Raw genomic sequence first — 18,468 nt, 5'->3', positions numbered from 1 at the left:
TAAAGCGCGTTGAACTCCCGCTGAATGAACAGATATTTAATACGATTGGTATAACACTCAACTTGTAGGCTTTGCGCTCCATTCTCATATTTTACAATCTTGTAAACTATTTGCGCGAGCTCACAAAACTCGCCATACTGGGTACAGCCAAAAGAACAATAAATAACAGGGAATTGCCAATGGATACAGCGATTAAGACGCCAATTGAAATGCTGGCGCACTGGGCTAATACTCAGGGGGACCAAGTCTATTTACGCCAACCGATCAAGGGTCAATTCCTTGATTTTACTTGGGCTGAAGTTCAAGAAAAAGTTCAACAACTTGCCGGAGCCTTACATCACTTAGGCTTAGAGCGTGGTGATAAAATTGCCGTTCTCTCTAAAAACTGTGCCGAATGGTTTATCACCGACCTCGCGTTGATGCACGGCGGCTATGTCAGCGTACCTATTTACCCTACCGCCAACACAGACACGATTCGCTATGTACTGCAACACAGTGGCGCAAAAGCCATTTTTCTCGGCAAGCTTGACCATTGGGCAGACCAAGAGGCTGGTGTCGGCGGCGAGCTACTACGCCTTGCCATGCCCTATGATACGATGCCAGCCCAATATCAATGGGAACAGTTGCTTAAGCTAGGCTATCCCTTAATTAACGCCCCACTGCCGACTCCAGATCAAGTGATGACACTCATCTATACCTCTGGCTCGACTGGCCAACCTAAGGGCGCGATTCAAACCTTCGCCAGCTATGGCTGGACTTGCCAAGCGGTAGTCCGTGACCTGCGCACCGATGGCGATGATAGACTTTTATCCTATTTACCCTTAGCCCACATCACAGAGCGCGTTGCGATTGAAGGCTCATCCTTCTACTCAGGTAGTGTGGTGGCTTTCGTTGAAAGTCTCGACTCCTTCGTTGTCGATGTTCAACGGGCAAAACCAACGGTATTCTTCTCGGTACCACGGTTATGGAGCCTGTTTCAGAAAAACATTATCGACAAAATTGGGGTCAGTAAACTTAATCTATTGCTGAAAATCCCACTGCTTAGCAGCTTTGTGAAATACAAAATCCATAAGGGTTTAGGTTTAAACCATTGTCGTCTACTCGGCTCTGGCTCGGCGCCTATTCCGCCATCACTGATCCACTGGTATCACAGTATTGGTCTTAATATCTGCGAAGCTTGGGGTATGACAGAAAACTGTGCCTATTCGATCATCAACTATCCTTTTGATGCGCGTAAAATTGGTACTGTTGGCCGCCCAGTTGAGGATTGCCAGATCCGCCAAGGCGAGGATGGTGAGCTACTGCTCAAGAGCCCAGGATTAATGACTGCTTATTATCTACAGCCTGAAGCTACTGCAGCGGCATTCGATGCTGATGGTTTCTTCCACACAGGCGATCTGTGCTCAATTGATGCCGATGGTTGTGTCACTATTACTGGCCGAGTGAAAGACAACTTTAAAACCGCCAAGGGCAAATATGTAGCGCCCGTGCCTATCGAACGTAAACTGGCACAGGATCCCCATGTTGAACTGATCTGCGTGATTGGCTCTGGTCTGCCACATCCCGTCGCACTAGTGCAGTTATCCGAAGGGGCAAATCTACAAGCCCGTGAAGAAGTCCGCACCTCACTCAAAGCGACACTCGATAGCGTTAATCCGCACTTAGAGTCACACGAACATGTCGATGCGATTGTCGTGGTTAGTGATCCTTGGACGATTGAAAATGATGCGCTCACACCTACCCTCAAAATCAAACGCCATGTGCTTGAAAAAGCCTTTAGCGAACGAGTTGACGGCATTCGTGGCGCCCAAGTCCGCTGGGAAGATGAATTAACTCAAAAATAACTAGGCCAAACAATCAGTTGGCGAGTATGGTCATCAGCTAAAACTAAGCACGCCTAGGGTGTGCTTTTTTATGACATATTCTGTCAAAATCCGATAAAACCACGTATCATGTGCGCCAGTCGGCCAAGGGGCAATTCCCTTGTACTTTTCCATTCAATATTAGGTTTAACAGAGTCTAACGATGCTAATTACACTATCGATTATTGGCGGTTTTATTATTTTAACCTTAGGCGCTGAAGCCCTAGTTCGTGGCGCGAGTTCAATCGCTCTACGTTTAGGTATTACGCCACTTATCATAGGCTTAACTATTGTAGCCTTTGGTACTAGCGCACCAGAACTGGCTGTGAGTGTAAAATCTGCTCTAGCAGGAAACAGCGGTATCGCCTTAGGTAACGTTATTGGCTCTAACATTGCTAACATAGGTTTGATTTTAGCCATCACGGCACTTATCCGCCCTATTCAAGTGCAATCTCAAGTCGTAAAGCGTGATATCCCTTTGATGATATTGGCTTCCATGTTGTTCTGGGCACTCTTGTTAGATGGCGAGCTCAGCCTAATTGACGGAGTGATATTGCTGTCACTACTGTTCGGTTATTTAGCCTTTAGTTACATCAGCTCGAAAAATGGTAATGAAGAGGAAGAGATTGAAGCAGGTCCAAATAATCCGCTACTTTCAGCACTATTTATCTTAGTCGGTATTGGTATGTTAGTCGGTGGCGGTATTTTGTTTGTCAACGGCGCAGTAGATTTAGCCAAGACCTTCGGTATCAGTGAAGTCATTATCGGCTTAACGATCGTGGCGATTGGTACCAGTATGCCAGAGTTAGTAACTTCTGTTCTAGCGGCACTGAAAGGTCAGAGTGACATAGCCATAGGTAACGTTGTCGGTTCTAACATATTCAATATTTTGGGTATTTTAGGTATTACTGCAATAGTACAGCCAGTATCATCACTTGGCTTCCAACCCTTTGATTTCATCGTGATGTTGGCATTTGCCATCATGATTTTACCTTTCGCTTGGACAGGATTTCGTATTGGCCGCCGCGAAGGTTCAGTATTACTACTGTGCTACTTAGGTTACTTGGGCTACCTAATAAACCAAGCGAGCACTCAAGCTGTGGTATAACACTTAGCTGCTCATTTACGATAAAAAACACCGGAGCCTCTCCGGTGTTTTGCTCTCTAGGTATTGCTGTCCTTTATTCATCACGCACTTTCTTTAAAGCACACCTCATAAAAAATATAAGCACACAACTCAACTGATGACATTTGTCATGCCAAAGCCATGACCTTTGTGTCTGCACTTCTTCTATCGAATTTCTGATAATGAGCCCGTACCCAAACATTGGGAAACTCACTCAATAAGGAAATACCATGAAAACATTACTCCTCGCCTCCAGCTTTGTGCTTATCAGTACTCACTCGTTTGCAGCAACGCCATCAAACACTAGCATCACCAACGTAGACGCGGCCTCGAATGCAATGAATCTAACGCAATTACAACAACTGAGCGGTAGCACTCAAGATTATGATAAAGCCTATGCGAACTATCGCTTAGCCATCAGTGCCAATGTAATGGGGCAGAAAACACTCGCTAGCAGCGCACTGAGTGCAGCGCAAACCACATTAGAAGCACTCGAAACCAGCCAAGCGAATGCAGAATCCCTCGCGCTATTATCGTCGGTTTATGGCATGCAAATCGCCTTAGACAATAGCAAAGGTGCAACGCTCGGCATGAAATCCGCCAAGGCGATTGCCAGTGCCGAACAATTAGAACCACAAAATCCACGGGTAGCGCTTGTTAAAGCCATCGCCGCCTATAACACGCCAGCCATATTTGGCGGCAGCATGCAAAATGCTAAGACCTTAGCCACTACAGCCATAGAAAGATTCGCCCAGCCTTGCGACAACATTTGCTGGGGTGAAGCCGAAGCTTACACGTGGCGCGGGCTCGCTAAACAGGAATTAGGCGATAGCCAAGGCGCGATTGAAGATTGGCAACAAGCGATCAAAGTACAAGCAGATTACGGTTGGGCAAAATTTTTGCTTCAACAAAATCAGCAATTAAGTGCAAAATAGACAAAGTTGTTAACGGGGATCTATGGCGCTGACGATAGCGCCAATCCCTAAAAAGAATAAATTAAAACAAGATGCCATCGGTGGGCATTCAACAACCAACTCAGTGACACAGAGGCATCATGATAAGCACTCCCCTTCAGCTCGAACGAAAACTTGCTTGGGTGTATTTGATAAACTTAGTGTTTTATCTTATCCCACTTGCCATAAATCCCTATCCAAGCTGGAAAATCGCCCTCAGTTTTGCCGTGTTAATCCCTTTTATTGCCAGTTATTTTTGGACCTATAAGTGCAATAGCCGTAGCGCCTATCTGCCCATTCTCATTATGGTGGCCATAGCAATAGCGATCACACCAATCAACCCAGGCTCTATCTCGCTATTTACCTTTGCCGCCTTCTTCATTGGCTTTTTTTATCCTCTCCGGACCTGTCTGTTGGCTATTGCAGCCCTCATCGGCCTGTTGTTTGCCCTCAATGAGATTTACCACTTTAACAGTTACTACTTTCCACTTTACGGCTCGGGATTAGTGCTCGGCGTGGGCATGTTTGGTGTCGCCGAACGCAGACGTTATCGGCATAAATTGAAAGAACAGCAAAGTGCCCAAGAAATTACCACCTTGGCCACTATGCTTGAGCGTGAACGTATCGCGCGGGATCTACACGACATTATGGGGCATAGCCTATCTTCCATCGCCCTTAAGGCTGAGCTAGCCGAAAAGCTTATCGCAAAACAAGAATATGAACTCGCATCAACCCAATTGACTGAGCTAGGACAAATTGCGAGGGAAAGTTTAAGCCAGATCCGCCACACAGTGTCAGACTACAAACACAAGGGTCTAGAGAGTTGCGTGACGCAGCTTTGTAAATCCTTAAGGGATAAAGGCTTAAGTGTCGAGCTCAGTGGTGAGCTACCCAAGCTAGGTGCAAGCACAGAAAGCCAACTGAGTTTGATCCTCACCGAACTCATTAATAATATTCTTCGCCATAGCGGTGCAAGTGAATGCTCTATCCACTTTTCTAAGCAATCAGACCGCCTGCTGCTAGAAGTCAAAGACAATGCCGCGGCCAAACCTTTTATAGAAGGTAATGGCCTCACTGGTATACGCGAGCGTCTCGACAGTTTAGGCGGCAGCTTGAGCTATAATCTCGAACAGGGATATACCTTTACCGTCAGTTTACCTTTGCAGGGAGCAACACATTAATGAAGATTTTATTGGCGGAAGATCAAGCTATGGTGCGAGGAGCACTCGCCGCACTCCTTACGCTTGCAGGGGGTTTTAGTATCACCCAAGCGAGTGACGGTGACGAAGCTCTAAGCTTACTCAAACAGCAAAGCTTTGATCTCTTGCTAACGGATATCGAAATGCCCGGCCGCACAGGCTTAGAGCTGGCCACATGGTTAAAGGAGCAACATAGCCAAACCAAGATAGTGGTCATTACCACCTTCGGCCGTGCGGGCTATATTAAACGTGCCATCGAAGCGGGTGTGGGCGGCTTTCTGCTTAAAGATGCGCCCTCGGAAACCTTAGTCAACGCGATTCAACAAGTAATGGCGGGAAAACGAGTGATCGATCCTGAACTTGCGATGATGGCGATTGGCGATGTCGACCCACTCAACGACAAAGAACGCCGCGCTCTTCGCCTCGCTAGCGAAGGCAAATCCACCTCCGACATCGCCGAAACTCTTTTTATCGCCGAAGGGACTGTTCGCAACTACCTCTCAGAAGCCATAGCCAAACTCAATGCCAGCAATCGAATCGATGCAGCGCGCATCGCCAAACAAAAAGGCTGGTTGTAATAACACTCACAGTTAACCACGCTTTCAGCCTAACGATATCTTATCAACAATTTTGTGGTCTTAAGGCTACAGAAGGATATTAGCTATGCTTCCAAACAAAATTTGATAACACCCTAATTCCCCTTGAGATTGCCTTACGCTTATTCTCTGTTAATATATGTATAAATTCACAGTGATTGAGTGCTAACGACTTGCAGCAATTGGATCTTGTTCCGATCACCGACCTCAAAGGCGTCGCCAAAAAGGTCGCGGAGAAACTCGCAAAGCTCGGCATCACAACAGTACAAGATCTGCTGTTTCACTTACCCCTGCGCTACGAAGATAGAACCCAAATCTATCCCATTGCCGCCCTCAGCCTAGGCGGTTATGGCACTATAGAAGCTGAAATCCAATCGACACAAATCATCCAAGGCCGCAAGCGCATGCTGGTCTGCAATGTGCGCGACGATACGGGCAGCTTAAGTCTGCGCTTCTTTAACTTTTCCGTTGCTCAGCGTAATGCCATGCAAAATGGTTTGATAATCCGCGCCTATGGTGAAGTGCGCCGTGGTAGTCATCAAGCTGAGATAGTGCATCCAGAATATAAAGTGGTGTATCCCGGTGAAGATGTTCACCTGAGTGATACCCTAACGCCGATTTATCCCACGACTGAGGGCTTAAAACAGGCGAGTTGGCTAAAGCTGACCGAGCAAGCCTTGGTATTGCTAGAAGAGGGTGGCTTAACTGAACTTCTGCCACCACAATTGCAACCTAATAACATCAGCCTTAAACAAGCGCTACAGACGCTACATCGTCCTCCTGCGGGGATCTCTCAGTTCGATTTAGAGCTAGGCCAACACCCAGCCCAGCAACGACTCGTGCAGGAAGAATTACTCGCCCACAATCTCAGTATGTTACGCCTAAGGCAGCGCAGTAATTTAGATGCCGCTGTCACCATGCAGGCCACGGGGCAGTTGCTCAATCCCTTCCTCGCGGCTTTGCCCTTTAAGCCGACTGGCGCCCAGCAAAGAGTCGTGGCTGATATAGGCAAAGATTTAGAACAGCCGCACCCTATGATGCGCTTAGTGCAAGGGGATGTTGGCTCAGGTAAAACCTTAGTCGCGGCGATGGCGGCATTGCAAGCGATTGAAAACGGTTATCAAGTTGCCATGATGGCGCCAACCGAGCTATTGGCCGAGCAGCATGCGACTAACTTTGCCGCTTGGTTTGAGCCACTCGGGCTTAAGGTCGGTTGGCTGGCGGGCAAACTCAAAGGTAAGGTCAGAGCCCAATCCCTTGCGGATATTGAATCTGGCGCAGCCCAGATGGTAATTGGGACCCATGCCATCTTCCAGCAGCATGTAGTCTTTAGCAAACTCGCGTTAATTATTATCGATGAGCAACACAGATTCGGCGTACACCAACGCTTAGGCCTGCGGGAAAAGGGCGTGAACCAAGGTTTCCACCCGCATCAATTGATCATGACAGCCACACCTATTCCCCGCACGCTTGCTATGACGGCCTATGCAGATCTCGACACGTCCATTATCGATGAACTGCCGCCGGGGCGAACTCCAGTGACCACAGTGGCGATTGCTGATTTACGCCGTAACGAAGTGCTTGAACGGGTGCGTAACGCCGTCATCAGCGACCAACGTCAGGCCTATTGGGTGTGTACTCTGATTGAAGAATCCGAAGTGCTCGAATGCCAAGCCGCCGAAGACACAGCCGAAGAACTGCGCCTCGCCCTGCCCGAGCTCAATATTGGCCTAGTGCATGGCAGGTTGAAGAGCGCCGAGAAACAGCAAATCATGGCCGACTTTAAGGCAGGCATTATTCATCTACTGGTAGCGACAACCGTGATTGAAGTGGGCGTCGACGTGCCTAATGCCAGCCTGATGATCATTGAAAACCCTGAACGTTTAGGTCTAGCACAACTACATCAACTGCGCGGACGAGTCGGTCGAGGCGCCATCGCAAGCCATTGTGTGTTACTCTACAAGGCGCCGTTGAGCCATACCGCCACCCAAAGACTGAGTGTACTCAGACAAAGCAATGATGGTTTCATCATAGCGCAGAAAGATTTAGAAATTCGTGGCCCGGGTGAAGTGCTTGGCACTAAGCAGACGGGACTGGCTGAGCTCAAAATTGCCGATCTGGTGCGCGATCAAGCTTTGATCCCACACATTCAGAAATTAGCGAGCCATGTAATGGTGCAAGCCCCCGAAAAGGTCGATGCAATTATTTTACGTTGGCTCGGGCACAGGCAGCACTATGTGCAGGCTTAAGCCGTAAATATTAAAGGGTAAAGGACGAGGCGTAACATCAGCCTTTACTCGAAATAAATTGTTTATGTTCAGCTAAGCGCTATAGACAAGCGCATGGAAACTTGCAAAATGAACCTGCGGCCTTCAAATAGCCCGCTCTTGCACTTTAATGTTAGCTGCATGTATTCACCAAGTTACCTTGACACTCAAGCGAAGGATGTAAAATGCAAGTTAATCAAGATGATAGAATAACACCTCAAGAGACTTCTTCTAGCAGCAATCGCTTTGCGCTTTTTGCGATAGTGCTCGTCGTGCTACTTTCTGCCGGAGGATATTATTACTACAGCGGTGATTCTGACTCACCTAAACTCATTCCTAACGCCCCTATTGTATTGCCTGAAACACCGCCATCTGAACCTATGACGCTCGAAAGTGAGCCAGAGCCTGAAACCACTGAGACGACGCCTGCCGTTACAGAAACGAACACTAATAGCACTGAAACCACTGCAGTGGCAGAGCCTGAAGTTGTCGTAGAACCTGTGCCTGTGCTGGCTGAAAGTGATGCATTTGTGCAACAAAAAGCTCTCGCCATGATCAATAACAATGTGCTGAGTTCTTCGTTAGTGCAGCAAGATCTCGTCCGCCAATTTGTGGTATTCGTGGATAACCTAGCTCAGGGTGAATTAACCCGTAAAGTTAGCCCACTTAAAGGACCAGAGAAGCTGTTCTCAGTCTCAGAAATCACCAACAAAGTGTATTTAAATCCTGAGGGTTTCCACAGATACGATGCCTATGTTGACTCGATTGCCAAAATGGACGAACAGAGCTTAATCACAACTTACAAGCAACTGACGCCGCTCCTAGAGGAAGCCTTTACCGAACTCGGCTACAGCAACGCCAAATTTAACGACAGAATGCTGCAAGCGATTAAAATGTTACTCGCAGCACCTATTATTGAAGATCCGATTGAGCTGAATTCAATTAGCGTTAACTATCAATTCGTTGACCCTAACTTAGAGGCACTACCCAGTGCACAAAAACTGTTGATCCGTATGGGTCCAGAAAATACTCGCAAGTTGAAAGTAGCGCTGCGTAAAATCGAGAGTCAATTGTCGCAATAGGTTATCAAGCTCATGCCAAAAGGCGCTCAGTGCGCCTTTTTTCATTTTAACCTGTAAGTTAAAGTGTCTGCGAAATCAGATAGCCACTGCGATATTTGTTATTCAATGTCAAATAAGCGCTGCAAATCACAGCACTTGATCCCATTCCGTTAACCCGCACAATGCAAATGGCTTCATAAAAAGAAGGGGCATAGTGTAGAATAACCACGCTGTAGAGGGCATTTCGAGCGTCATTCTTCTAACGCGTATACTCCTCACTATGGTATGACAATCCATTAATGTTCTAACTTAGTTAGGGATAACTAAGACAGCTTAAATTTAGTGTCGAGGCAAAGTAGTGCAACTAACATTCAGCATTCTCTCTTGGGGCGCTTGGGCCCCCCAATATCAGCACCATCAAAGTTGGCAAACTTGGTGCGAGAGTTCGGCTGAGCTCAATCTCGATACGCCACCACAGTCGGATACCACCGCTCCCGCACTCAAACAAATTCCCGCTATGCAGCGCCGCCGTTTTAGTCGCTTGACTAAGATGATGTTAGAGGTGAGTTTTCAGTGCGAAATGCCTGCAAATTGTCGCTCTATTTTTGCCTCGCGCCATGGAGAGTTGCAGCGCACCATTGGCCTACTCGAAGACATTATCGCCAAACAACCCTTATCGCCCTTAGGTTTTAGTCAGTCAGTGCACAACACCGCCAGCGGCATTTTTGGCATAGTGGCGGCCAATACCGCGCCTTCAACCTCAGTTGCGGCGGGCACAGAAACCCTGTCCCAAGCTATGGTCGAAGCCTTCGCCCAATTACATCAATCGCCAGAACCATTGTTATTGGTCTTCGGTGATGATCCAGTGCCTCCTGTGTACGATGAGTTTACCCAAGAATTTGAATTACCTTTGGCCCTAGGCCTACAACTCGCGCCCTTCGATACACCCGCTTCGGCCAAGCTCACGGTGAGCCACATTTCTAAGGCAACAGCTTTAAATCCGCTGACCTATGGTGCATTTATCCACGCCCTAGCAACGGCGCAAAATATTTCAGGCTGCTTATCCCAATGGCATTGGAGACTTGAGCATGTTTGATGCAGCCCACAGCCATGACGCCGCTAAGGATCATCAAGATTCAATGCTCAATGCCGCTTATACCTTGCCGGAAACTCGCCGCAAAGGGCTGAATTATGTGCCACGTTGGCTAGGTGGCGTGAGTTGTTATATCGCCTTTGGCTTAGGCGGCTTATTAAGCTCCTTGACCATTCTGCCGCTACTGCGTTTTTGGCCAGGCACACCAGAGGCGCGGATTATTCGGGTACAAAAGGCCGTGCATTTAATGTTCAAAGGCTTTGTCGCCATGCTCACTTGGGCTGGTGTGATTAAGGTCAGCAGCCACGATGCCCAAAAATTACATGATGCCAAAGGCGTTATCGTCATTGCCAACCACCCCAGTTTAGTGGATGTGGTGGTATTGATAAGTCTCATGCCCAATGCGGGCTGCATAGTCAAACAAGCTTTGTGGCGTAATCCATTTTTGCGTGGTGTGGTGTCCTGCGCGGGTTATATTCCCAATCGCGGCGCCGAACTCATGCTAGAGGATTGCCGCGAAGTGCTCGCAAGAGGCACCAATTTAATTATCTTCCCCGAGGGCACGCGTACGGTGGTCGGTGCGACCATTAACCACTTTGCCCGCGGCGCTGCCAATATCGCCTTAAGGGCCGAAGCGGATATTTTACCTGTGGTGCTACGTACCAATGTGCGTGGTTTGACAAAGGAGCAACCTTGGTATGAAATCCCAAGGCAAACCATGGGAATGGCCGTTGAAATCGGCACAATCGTTTCTTACCAGAAGTACCAAGCGGCTTTAGGTGAGCATGCAAAAATGGCCCGGCAGCTGACGCGGGATCTTGAACATTACTATAAACAACAACTCGAAAATAATTATGAACTTAAACAATGAAATAAAGCAGTTAATCATCGACTGTCTCGATCTAGAAGACGTCAGCATTGATGATATTGAAACCGATGCGCCGCTATTTGGCGAAGGTTTAGGCTTAGATTCTATCGACGCCCTCGAGCTCGGCTTAGCCATCAAGAAAAAATTTGATGTCAAAATCGAAGCCAATTCGGATGCCACTAAGGCCCATTTCCACAGTGTTGCCAGCTTAGCTCGCTTTATCGAATCACAGCGTCCATAGGAGAGGAATATGCAAAATCGTGAACAAATCCTCGCTATGCTGACCACTATTTTAGTGGACGAATTCGAAATTGATGCCGAGGCGATTACGCCTGAGGCCAACCTGTATGAAGAGCTCGATCTCGACAGTATTGATGCAGTCGACTTAGTGATAAAGCTGCAGCAACTGACAGGTAAAAAGATCCAACCCGATGAATTTAAATCAGTTCGCACAATCAATGATGTGATTAATGCTATCGAAGGTTTAGTTAAAACCTAATGCGAGCCTTGCTACAGGTCTTAACCGCCCTAACTTTGCTGGCCTACCCCGTTGCCGTGTATTTAGGGCTCAGTTACTTGCCTGCTGGCACCATAGCGCTCGTGCTGTGTTTATTGCTGATAGTGCGGCTAATGCTACAAAAGCAAAAGGTTAAGACATTAGTTTTACCACTATTGGTGGGGATTGTGCTCACGGCAGGCAGTTATCTTGCCAAGCGCAGTGACTGGCTGCTGTATTACCCAGTAGTGATAAATCTCACTATGCTGGCGCTGTTCAGTTATTCACTGCACACTGGCCCTAGCATGATCGAACGTTTAGCCCGTTTGAAAGAACCCGATTTACCGGAAGAAGCCACTGGGTATCTTAAAAAAGTCACTCTACTTTGGTGCGGCTTATTTATCTTCAATGGCACTATGGCGGCTTACACCGCTGGCTTTACTAGCTTAGCAACCTGGACCTTGTATAACGGTTTGATTGCATACGTACTCATGGGACTGCTCCTCGGTGGGGAGTGGTTATATCGCAGCTTTTGGTTGAAGAAAACATGACACAGCTACTCAAAAACTGGTTAACCCAAGGGCCCTTTGCCCAACAACTGATCAGCTTTAATCACCACGACATAGTCACAGGTGCATTATTTACCAATCAGGTGGCGTATTTTTACGAGCAACTACTGGCCGCGCCAGAGAAAAAATGGCTGCTCGCGAGTGATACCAGCGATCTGTTTGCTGTGGGTTTGTGTGCGGCGCTGTTAGCCGGCAAGGAAATTATCTTACCAGCCAACACCCAAACGGGCACGCTGAGCGAGTTAACCCACCAGTTTGAAGGCATATTGTCGGACAAGCCATTGTGTGAAAGTCAGGCCTTTATTCTACTGAGAAAAGAGCTGAGCCTGCCGAGCAAGCCTTGGCCGGCGAGCGAGGCTATCGGTGAACTTGTGCTATTTACCTCCGGCAGCAGTGGCGAACCTAAGGCGATCCGTAAAACACTTCAGCAATTAGACGTTGAAGTCTCAGTGCTCGAACATACCTTTGCCGAACATTTACCCCATTGCAGTGTGGTTTCAACGGTTTCCCACCAGCATATCTATGGCCTGTTATTCAAGATTTTGTGGCCACTCGCCGCCAGTCGGCCGTTTTTAAGCGAGCAGATTGAATATCCAGAAACCTTAAGCTATTACACCGCCTTACTGCCAAACCTGTGTTTGATCAGTAGCCCTGCCCAGTTATCGCGTTTACCTAAGGCCTTAGAGCACGAACGGCAACTGCGCTCACCGAGCTTAGTGTTTAGCTCTGGCGGGCCCTTAAGTTTTGCGGCAGCTCAAGGGATCAGCCAATGCTATGGCCATCTGCCCATCGAAATTTTTGGTAGCACAGAAACGGGCGGCATCGCCTATCGCCGTCAGCATGAGGCCGATGAACCTTGGCAAGTGTTTGACAGAATATCGATAGATCAAGATCCTAACGACGGAGCCTTGCTACTTAAATCGCCCTATTTGGCCGACGATGAATGGTTGCGCTGCGAAGATAAAATCGAACCGACCGAAAATGGCCAGTTTAGACTCAAGGGCCGACTCGATCGCATCGTTAAGATTGAAGAGAAACGCCTGTCACTGGCGCAAATGGAAACGCTGTTAGGCAGTCACGCCTATGTTGAGCAAGCGGCACTTGTCGTATTGCCGCAGTTTAAATCCCAACTGGGCGCGGTAGTGACCCTCTCCGCACTTGGCCGCAGTGTGCATCAAGAGCAGGGAAAACTCAGTATCAACAATGCGTTAAAAGCACATTTACTGACGCAATTTGAGCGAGTCACGCTGCCTCGCCGCTGGCGTTATCCCGATATTTTGCCGCTTAACACTCAGGGTAAGCGTGTCACTGCCCAGTTAGTCGAGTTATTTGACCATGATTAAATCGAGTTTACCGCCGATCCTGCATTCCAATATCGGCATGGATAACATTGAATTACGTCTGTTAGTGGCGGCCGACCTTGAATCTTTTAAGGGACATTTTCCCGAGCAAGCCGTACTGCCAGGCGTGACGCAATTAGATTGGGCGGTGCGTTTAGGCTGCCAATATTTCGGCTATTGCGAAGCCGTAGCCAACTTAGAAGTGCTTAAGTTTCAGCAACTCATACTGCCGGGGCAAGAAGTCACTTTGAGCATTAGCAACAATGTGGCTAAGGGGAAACTCACCTTCGCCTATAGCGATGGTGAAAACCGCTACGCGTCAGGTCGTATCGCCTTCGATATCTCGCCAGTTAACAGCAGCGATGGGGCGAGCCAGTGCTAACACCTCCCAGCGACTTAGTTGAGTCGGCGCCCATTAAGCTCGCCTTAGTGATCCCCAATTACAATCACAGTGCCGCAATTGCCCAGACCTTGGCCGAACTCGCCCAATTTAATCTGCCCTGTTATTTGATTGATGATGGCAGCAATGACGAAACCCGTTATCTACTGCAATCCTTAGCTAAAACCTATCCTTGGGTGACTTTGCTGCTGCATCCTTACAACCGTGGTAAAGGCGCAGCTGTGATGACGGGCCTACGCCGAGCCTACCGCGATGGCTTTAGTCATGCACTGCAGGTCGATGCCGATGGTCAACACAATCTGGCCGATATTCCAGCTATGGTAGCAAGGGCGCAGGCTAAACCCGATGCACTGATTTCAGGCAAACCCGAGTACGATGAATCCGTGCCTAAGGGCAGGCTTTATGGCCGTTATCTCACCCATTTTTGGGTGTGGGTCGAAACCTTAAGCTTTGATATTCAAGATTCTATGTGTGGCTTTCGCGTTTATCCCCTCGCCGCCACAGAGCGATTACTGTGCCAGCAAGCATTAACGGAGCGAATGGATTTTGATATCGAAATCCTGGTTAAACTCTACTGGCAAGGGGTGGAAATTTTATTCCAGCCGACTAAGGTGATTTATCCCGAAGGTGGTGTTAGTCACTTTCAAGGTGTGGCCGACAATGTGCGCATCACTAAACTGCATACCAAGTTGTTTTTCGGCATGCTCAAACGCCTGCCTTGGCTATTGAAGCGTAAATCACAGCGACAAGCCGCGCAAAACTCCCATTGCTCGTCAGCAACATCATCGACTTCAGCCACCCATTGGTCGGGCATGAAGGAGCGCGGCAGTTACTGGGGCATCAAACTCCTCGCCGAGAGCTATCGTATTGGCGGCCATTGGTTGTGCCGCGCCATTATGTATCCGGTGATTTGCTATTTCTTTCTCACGGGCAAAGTCACCCGCGAAGCCTCGTTAGATTTCCTGCGCCGCGTGCAAATGCTTGAGCCGCAACATCCTAAGCTCAATCAGCCCATAGGCTGGCGCGATAGCCTGAATCACTTTTTAGCCTTTGGAAATGCCGCACTCGATAGAATCGATGCATGGTGCGATCGCATCCAATTGAGCCAAGTGGATTTCCCCGATCGCCAAGTGCTGGCCGACCAACTCGAAAGCGGTAAAGGCGCCGTGTTATTGGTGTCGCACCTTGGCAATTTAGAACTCTGCCGCGCCATTTCGATCCACCAGCGCAAAGTCAAAGTGAATGTCATGGTGTTAACGAGCCATGCGGAAAATTTCAATAAGGTACTCAAACAGTTAAATCCAGATAGCACGCTTAATCTTATTCAAGTGACCGAGCTTAACCCCGCGACGTCTATACTGTTGCAGCAAAAGATAGAAGCCGGTGAACTGGTGGTGATCGCGGGCGATAGAACCTCGCCGAATACCCAAGGTCGCGTCATGTATGCGCCCTTTATGGGGCAAGACGCAGCGTTTCCCCAAGGGCCGTTTATTTTGGCAGGTTTACTCGATTACCCTGTATTTTTAATGTTTTGCCTGCGGGAACAGGGCCGTTATCGGGTGCATTTAGAGCGCTTCGCCGAAACACTAAAAGGCCCGCGAGCGGGCAGAATGGACAGATTACAGCAGGCGGTAAATCGCTACAGCGAACGCTTAGAATACTTTGCCAGACGCGAGCCTTTGCAATGGTTTAACTTCTTCGATTTTTGGCGTAAAGACAGCGAGTTAGAACGCGTATCAGCCAATTCAGTACAAGCCGATGCTGTACCAACAACAGAATCAACATCACCGCAGATCCCAGAGCAGGATCGTAAGACAGACAGGACAAGTCATTCATGAGCCACACCCAAGCCGCCGACTCGAAGAATCAATCAGACTTAAAGACTGTTGAGTTCGGCCGTCAATTTCTTACCTTAGAACAAGTGGTTGCCGTCGCCAAGGGCGCACCAGTCAAGCTCTGTGATGATGCGGATTATCAAGAATATATCCAAAAAGGTGCGCGCTTTATCGATAGCCTGCTGCACGAAGAAGGCGTGGTCTATGGCGTAACAACTGGTTATGGCGACTCTTGCACAGTCAATGTGAGCTTAGATCTGGTCCACGAATTGCCACTGCATTTAACCCGCTTCCACGGCTGCGGTTTAGGCGAGACCTTAAGCACAATGCAGGCCCGCGCTGTGATGGCTTGCCGTTTAAACTCCTTAGCCATTGGCAAATCTGGTGTGACCTATGAGCTATTAAAGCGCATCGAAACTTTGCTCAATCTCAACATAGTCCCTGTAATCCCAGAGGAAGGTTCGGTCGGTGCCAGTGGTGATTTAACGCCGCTGTCATATTTAGCCGCCGTGTTAGTCGGTGAGCGCGAAGTAATCTATCAAGGTGAACGCCAAGCGACTCAAGATGTCTACGCTAAGCTCAACATCATCCCGCACGTACTGCGCCCAAAAGAAGGCTTAGCCCTGATGAACGGCACGGCTGTGATGACGGCCTTGGCCTGTTTAGCCTTCGATCGCGCCCAATATCTTGCCCGATTAAGTAGCCGCATTACCGCTATGGCTTCGTTAACGCTGAAGGGCAACTCGAACCATTTTGATGAAATCTTATTTGCCGCTAAACCGCATCCGGGGCAAAACCAAATCGCCACTTGGATACGGGAAGATTTAAATCACCACGAACATCCGCGCAATTCGGACAGGCTGCAGGACAGATATTCCATCCGCTGCGCACCGCACATTATCGGCGTGTTGCAGGATGCGCTGCCGTTTATGCGTCAGTTTATCGAAACCGAAGTCAACAGCGCCAACGACAACCCGATTGTCGACGGCGAAGGCGAGCATATTCTCCACGGTGGCCATTTTTACGGCGGCCATATCGCCTTTGCGATGGATTCGCTGAAAAATACTGTGGCTAACTTAGCCGATCTTATCGATCGCCAAATGGCACTGGTAATGGACCCTAAGTTTAATAATGGCTTACCCGCTAACTTATCCGGCTCAACCGGCCCGCGCCGCGCGATTAATCATGGCTTTAAAGCGGTGCAAATTGGGGTATCGGCGTGGACAGCAGAAGCGCTCAAGCACACTATGCCCGCCAGCGTGTTCTCGCGCTCGACCGAATGCCACAACCAAGACAAGGTGAGCATGGGCACCATTGCCGCCCGCGACTGTATGCGCGTGCTGCAATTGACCGAACAAGTCGCGGCGGCAGCCCTGCTCGCCATGACCCAAGGTATTGGTTTACGTATCGCCCAAAATGAACTGGACGAAGCCTCGCTCACCCCTTCATTGGCGAAAACCCTAGCCCAAGTGCGCGGTGATTTTGAGACCTTAATCGAAGACCGACCGCTTGAAGCCGTGCTGCGCCAAACCATAGCTAAAATCCAAGCGGGTGAATGGGAAGTGTGCCGATGAAATCATTGCTCACTATCGATATGGAAATGCAAATCCCCTTCCACGATGTGGATTCCATGGGGATCACTTGGCATGGCAATTACCTGCGTTATTTCGAGGTTGCTCGCTGCAAACTGCTCGATGAGCTGGGCTATAACTACCGCCAAATGCAAGCATCTAACTATGCGTGGCCTATTATCGATTTACAGATTAAATACGTCAAAGCCAGCACCTTCGAGCAAAAAATCACAGTGCGCGCCGAGTTAGTCGAGTGGGAAAACCGCTTAAAAATCAATTATCAAATTCGCGATGTCGAAACCGGTGCGCGCATCACTAAGGGTTATACCATTCAAGCGGCGGTCGATATGAGCACCCAAGAATTGTGCTTTGTTACCCCAGAGGTGTTCCGTGACAAAATAGCCACCCTGCTCGCTAAGGTTGAAGACTAATGAAATCAGTACTCGCCAAGAGCTCTGCGCTGACGAAGAATCCTGTGCTGGCAAAGTGTGCATTACTCCTCTGCCTTGCTTGCGGCTTGGCTTGTGCTTTGATAACCCTGCCACTCAAGGCAGAAACCTTAGCAGAGCCCGGCGCTTATCAAACACTCTTTAGCCAAAGTGCGGATACCGCGCAGCTTGTCGCCCTGAGCCAAAAGCTTAACTTGGGCAAAACGGTGCGAGGCCAGTTTGTGCAATCTCGGCAACTAAAGGTGCTCAAAAAGCCGTTAATCAGCCAAGGTCAGTTTATCTTCGATCAGACCCAAGGACTGATTTGGCAGCAGATAAAGCCCTTCGAATCCCTGCTGATTTTAAAAGATAAGCAGCTTATTCAGCGCGATAGCCAAGGTCGAGTCCAAGTCAGCAAAGCCGATGCCTCGGCGAGCGCCGCCGCTATGGGCGATTTATTACCCAGCCTAGTGCGCGCTATGCTCGGCGGTGATATTTCCGGTTTAAGTGAAAACTTTGAACTGCACTTCCTCATTACAGACAAGTTAAGCCCAGAGAGGTTGAGCACAGACGGCCAATGGCAATTGGGCCTAACGCCCAAAGATCCCTTAATGAAAAAAGCCATCACCAATATGGTGTTAGAGGGGAGTGATATGTTGCAATCCTTAGTGCTGCTGAGCGCGGCGCCGAATGTGAGCCCACAGGATATGACCCGCATCGACTTTAGTGCGCTTTCCCAAGGTAAACTCAGCGAAACCGAATTGACGCAGTATGCTGTGGCGATAGAGGCGAATAAACCTTAAC

18 protein-coding genes are annotated in these 18,468 nt (G+C 48.7%); all 18 read left to right on the top strand.

The window, feature by feature from the left end:
- Window positions 1-179: 179 nt before the first annotated feature.
- The 18 genes from HGO26_RS16320 to HGO26_RS16235 all read left to right on the top strand — a co-directional run bounded on the left by HGO26_RS16320 (window position 180) and on the right by HGO26_RS16235 (window position 18,467).
- The gene (locus HGO26_RS16320; RefSeq protein WP_168826527.1) at window positions 180-1,844 is read left to right on the top strand and encodes an AMP-binding protein; all 1,665 of its coding nucleotides are present in this window, start codon (window positions 180-182) and stop codon (window positions 1,842-1,844) included.
- A gap of 181 nt (window positions 1,845-2,025) precedes the next feature.
- Window positions 2,026-2,970, top strand: a complete 945-nt coding sequence (locus tag HGO26_RS16315; RefSeq protein ID WP_105251158.1) for a calcium/sodium antiporter — start codon at window positions 2,026-2,028, stop codon at window positions 2,968-2,970.
- 248 nt (window positions 2,971-3,218) lie between these two features.
- Window positions 3,219-3,923 carry a tetratricopeptide repeat protein gene (locus HGO26_RS16310; RefSeq protein WP_168826525.1) on the top strand — a complete coding sequence of 235 codons (705 nt, stop codon included), beginning with the start codon at window positions 3,219-3,221 and terminating at the stop codon, window positions 3,921-3,923.
- A 119-nt stretch (window positions 3,924-4,042) separates the two neighbouring features.
- Window positions 4,043-5,122 (top strand): sensor histidine kinase, encoded by a 1,080-nt coding sequence (locus tag HGO26_RS16305; protein WP_168826523.1) that lies wholly within the window; start codon window positions 4,043-4,045, stop codon window positions 5,120-5,122.
- On the top strand, window positions 5,122-5,718 hold the full coding sequence (locus HGO26_RS16300; RefSeq protein ID WP_113941110.1) for a response regulator transcription factor: 597 nt from the start codon (window positions 5,122-5,124) through the stop codon (window positions 5,716-5,718). The genes HGO26_RS16305 and HGO26_RS16300 overlap by 1 nt, the downstream gene beginning before the upstream one ends.
- Before the next feature lie 191 nt (window positions 5,719-5,909).
- A complete protein-coding gene (gene recG, locus HGO26_RS16295; protein WP_168826521.1) occupies window positions 5,910-7,985 on the top strand; it encodes an ATP-dependent DNA helicase RecG in 2,076 nt (691 codons plus the stop codon).
- Between the two features lie 203 nt (window positions 7,986-8,188).
- The gene (locus HGO26_RS16290) at window positions 8,189-9,085 is read left to right on the top strand and encodes a DUF3014 domain-containing protein (protein WP_168826519.1); all 897 of its coding nucleotides are present in this window, start codon (window positions 8,189-8,191) and stop codon (window positions 9,083-9,085) included.
- A gap of 337 nt (window positions 9,086-9,422) precedes the next feature.
- On the top strand, window positions 9,423-10,160 hold the full coding sequence (locus HGO26_RS16285; protein ID WP_168826517.1) for a beta-ketoacyl synthase chain length factor: 738 nt from the start codon (window positions 9,423-9,425) through the stop codon (window positions 10,158-10,160).
- Complete coding sequence (locus tag HGO26_RS16280) at window positions 10,153-11,028, top strand: lysophospholipid acyltransferase family protein (RefSeq protein ID WP_011918527.1); 876 nt, start codon at window positions 10,153-10,155, stop codon at window positions 11,026-11,028. The genes HGO26_RS16285 and HGO26_RS16280 overlap by 8 nt, the downstream gene beginning before the upstream one ends.
- Complete coding sequence (locus HGO26_RS16275) at window positions 11,012-11,266, top strand: phosphopantetheine-binding protein (protein ID WP_011787697.1); 255 nt, start codon at window positions 11,012-11,014, stop codon at window positions 11,264-11,266. The genes HGO26_RS16280 and HGO26_RS16275 overlap by 17 nt, the downstream gene beginning before the upstream one ends.
- 9 nt (window positions 11,267-11,275) lie before the next feature.
- Window positions 11,276-11,524, top strand: a complete 249-nt coding sequence (locus HGO26_RS16270) for an acyl carrier protein (protein ID WP_011787696.1) — start codon at window positions 11,276-11,278, stop codon at window positions 11,522-11,524.
- Window positions 11,524-12,072 (top strand): COG4648 family protein, encoded by a 549-nt coding sequence (locus HGO26_RS16265; RefSeq protein WP_131523999.1) that lies wholly within the window; start codon window positions 11,524-11,526, stop codon window positions 12,070-12,072. The genes HGO26_RS16270 and HGO26_RS16265 overlap by 1 nt, the downstream gene beginning before the upstream one ends.
- Entirely contained in the window at window positions 12,069-13,433 is a 1,365-nt protein-coding gene (locus tag HGO26_RS16260) for an AMP-binding protein (RefSeq protein WP_168826515.1), read from the top strand. The genes HGO26_RS16265 and HGO26_RS16260 overlap by 4 nt, the downstream gene beginning before the upstream one ends.
- Window positions 13,426-13,812, top strand: a complete 387-nt coding sequence (locus tag HGO26_RS16255) for an ApeI family dehydratase (RefSeq protein ID WP_168826513.1) — start codon at window positions 13,426-13,428, stop codon at window positions 13,810-13,812. Before HGO26_RS16260 ends, HGO26_RS16255 begins: the two co-directional genes overlap by 8 nt.
- Entirely contained in the window at window positions 13,806-15,668 is a 1,863-nt protein-coding gene (locus tag HGO26_RS16250; protein ID WP_168826511.1) for an LpxL/LpxP family acyltransferase, read from the top strand. Before HGO26_RS16255 ends, HGO26_RS16250 begins: the two co-directional genes overlap by 7 nt.
- Window positions 15,665-17,239: an HAL/PAL/TAL family ammonia-lyase gene (locus HGO26_RS16245; protein WP_168826509.1), complete on the top strand. Its 1,575-nt coding sequence runs from the start codon at window positions 15,665-15,667 to the stop codon at window positions 17,237-17,239. The genes HGO26_RS16250 and HGO26_RS16245 overlap by 4 nt, the downstream gene beginning before the upstream one ends.
- Complete coding sequence (locus tag HGO26_RS16240) at window positions 17,236-17,667, top strand: acyl-CoA thioesterase (RefSeq protein WP_168826507.1); 432 nt, start codon at window positions 17,236-17,238, stop codon at window positions 17,665-17,667. The genes HGO26_RS16245 and HGO26_RS16240 overlap by 4 nt, the downstream gene beginning before the upstream one ends.
- Complete coding sequence (locus tag HGO26_RS16235; RefSeq protein WP_168826505.1) at window positions 17,667-18,467, top strand: outer membrane lipoprotein carrier protein LolA; 801 nt, start codon at window positions 17,667-17,669, stop codon at window positions 18,465-18,467. Before HGO26_RS16240 ends, HGO26_RS16235 begins: the two co-directional genes overlap by 1 nt.
- Window position 18,468: the final 1 nt, after the last annotated feature.

The sequence above is a fragment of the Shewanella oncorhynchi genome, from assembly GCF_012584455.1.
Lineage (GTDB): Bacteria > Pseudomonadota > Gammaproteobacteria > Enterobacterales > Shewanellaceae > Shewanella > Shewanella oncorhynchi.
The sequence above is the reverse complement of the archived record's forward strand: the minus strand, read 5'-3'. Positions and strand labels throughout refer to the sequence as shown.

Excerpts from the sequence above, each read along its gene's own strand:
- HGO26_RS16275 (WP_011787697.1), top strand. The coding sequence starts at position 11,012 with ATGAACTTAAACAATGAAATAAAGCAGTTAATCATCGACTGTCTCGAT.
- HGO26_RS16310 (WP_168826525.1), top strand. The coding sequence starts at position 3,219 with ATGAAAACATTACTCCTCGCCTCCAGCTTTGTGCTTATCAGTACTCAC.
- HGO26_RS16315 (WP_105251158.1), top strand. The coding sequence starts at position 2,026 with ATGCTAATTACACTATCGATTATTGGCGGTTTTATTATTTTAACCTTA.
- HGO26_RS16255 (WP_168826513.1), top strand. The coding sequence starts at position 13,426 with ATGATTAAATCGAGTTTACCGCCGATCCTGCATTCCAATATCGGCATG.
- HGO26_RS16260 (WP_168826515.1), top strand. The coding sequence starts at position 12,069 with ATGACACAGCTACTCAAAAACTGGTTAACCCAAGGGCCCTTTGCCCAA.
- HGO26_RS16300 (WP_113941110.1), top strand. The coding sequence starts at position 5,122 with ATGAAGATTTTATTGGCGGAAGATCAAGCTATGGTGCGAGGAGCACTC.
- HGO26_RS16280 (WP_011918527.1), top strand. The coding sequence starts at position 10,153 with ATGTTTGATGCAGCCCACAGCCATGACGCCGCTAAGGATCATCAAGAT.
- HGO26_RS16235 (WP_168826505.1), top strand. The coding sequence starts at position 17,667 with ATGAAATCAGTACTCGCCAAGAGCTCTGCGCTGACGAAGAATCCTGTG.
- HGO26_RS16320 (WP_168826527.1), top strand. The coding sequence starts at position 180 with ATGGATACAGCGATTAAGACGCCAATTGAAATGCTGGCGCACTGGGCT.
- HGO26_RS16240 (WP_168826507.1), top strand. The coding sequence starts at position 17,236 with ATGAAATCATTGCTCACTATCGATATGGAAATGCAAATCCCCTTCCAC.
- HGO26_RS16265 (WP_131523999.1), top strand. The coding sequence starts at position 11,524 with ATGCGAGCCTTGCTACAGGTCTTAACCGCCCTAACTTTGCTGGCCTAC.
- HGO26_RS16290 (WP_168826519.1), top strand. The coding sequence starts at position 8,189 with ATGCAAGTTAATCAAGATGATAGAATAACACCTCAAGAGACTTCTTCT.
- HGO26_RS16245 (WP_168826509.1), top strand. The coding sequence starts at position 15,665 with ATGAGCCACACCCAAGCCGCCGACTCGAAGAATCAATCAGACTTAAAG.
- HGO26_RS16305 (WP_168826523.1), top strand. The coding sequence starts at position 4,043 with ATGATAAGCACTCCCCTTCAGCTCGAACGAAAACTTGCTTGGGTGTAT.
- HGO26_RS16270 (WP_011787696.1), top strand. The coding sequence starts at position 11,276 with ATGCAAAATCGTGAACAAATCCTCGCTATGCTGACCACTATTTTAGTG.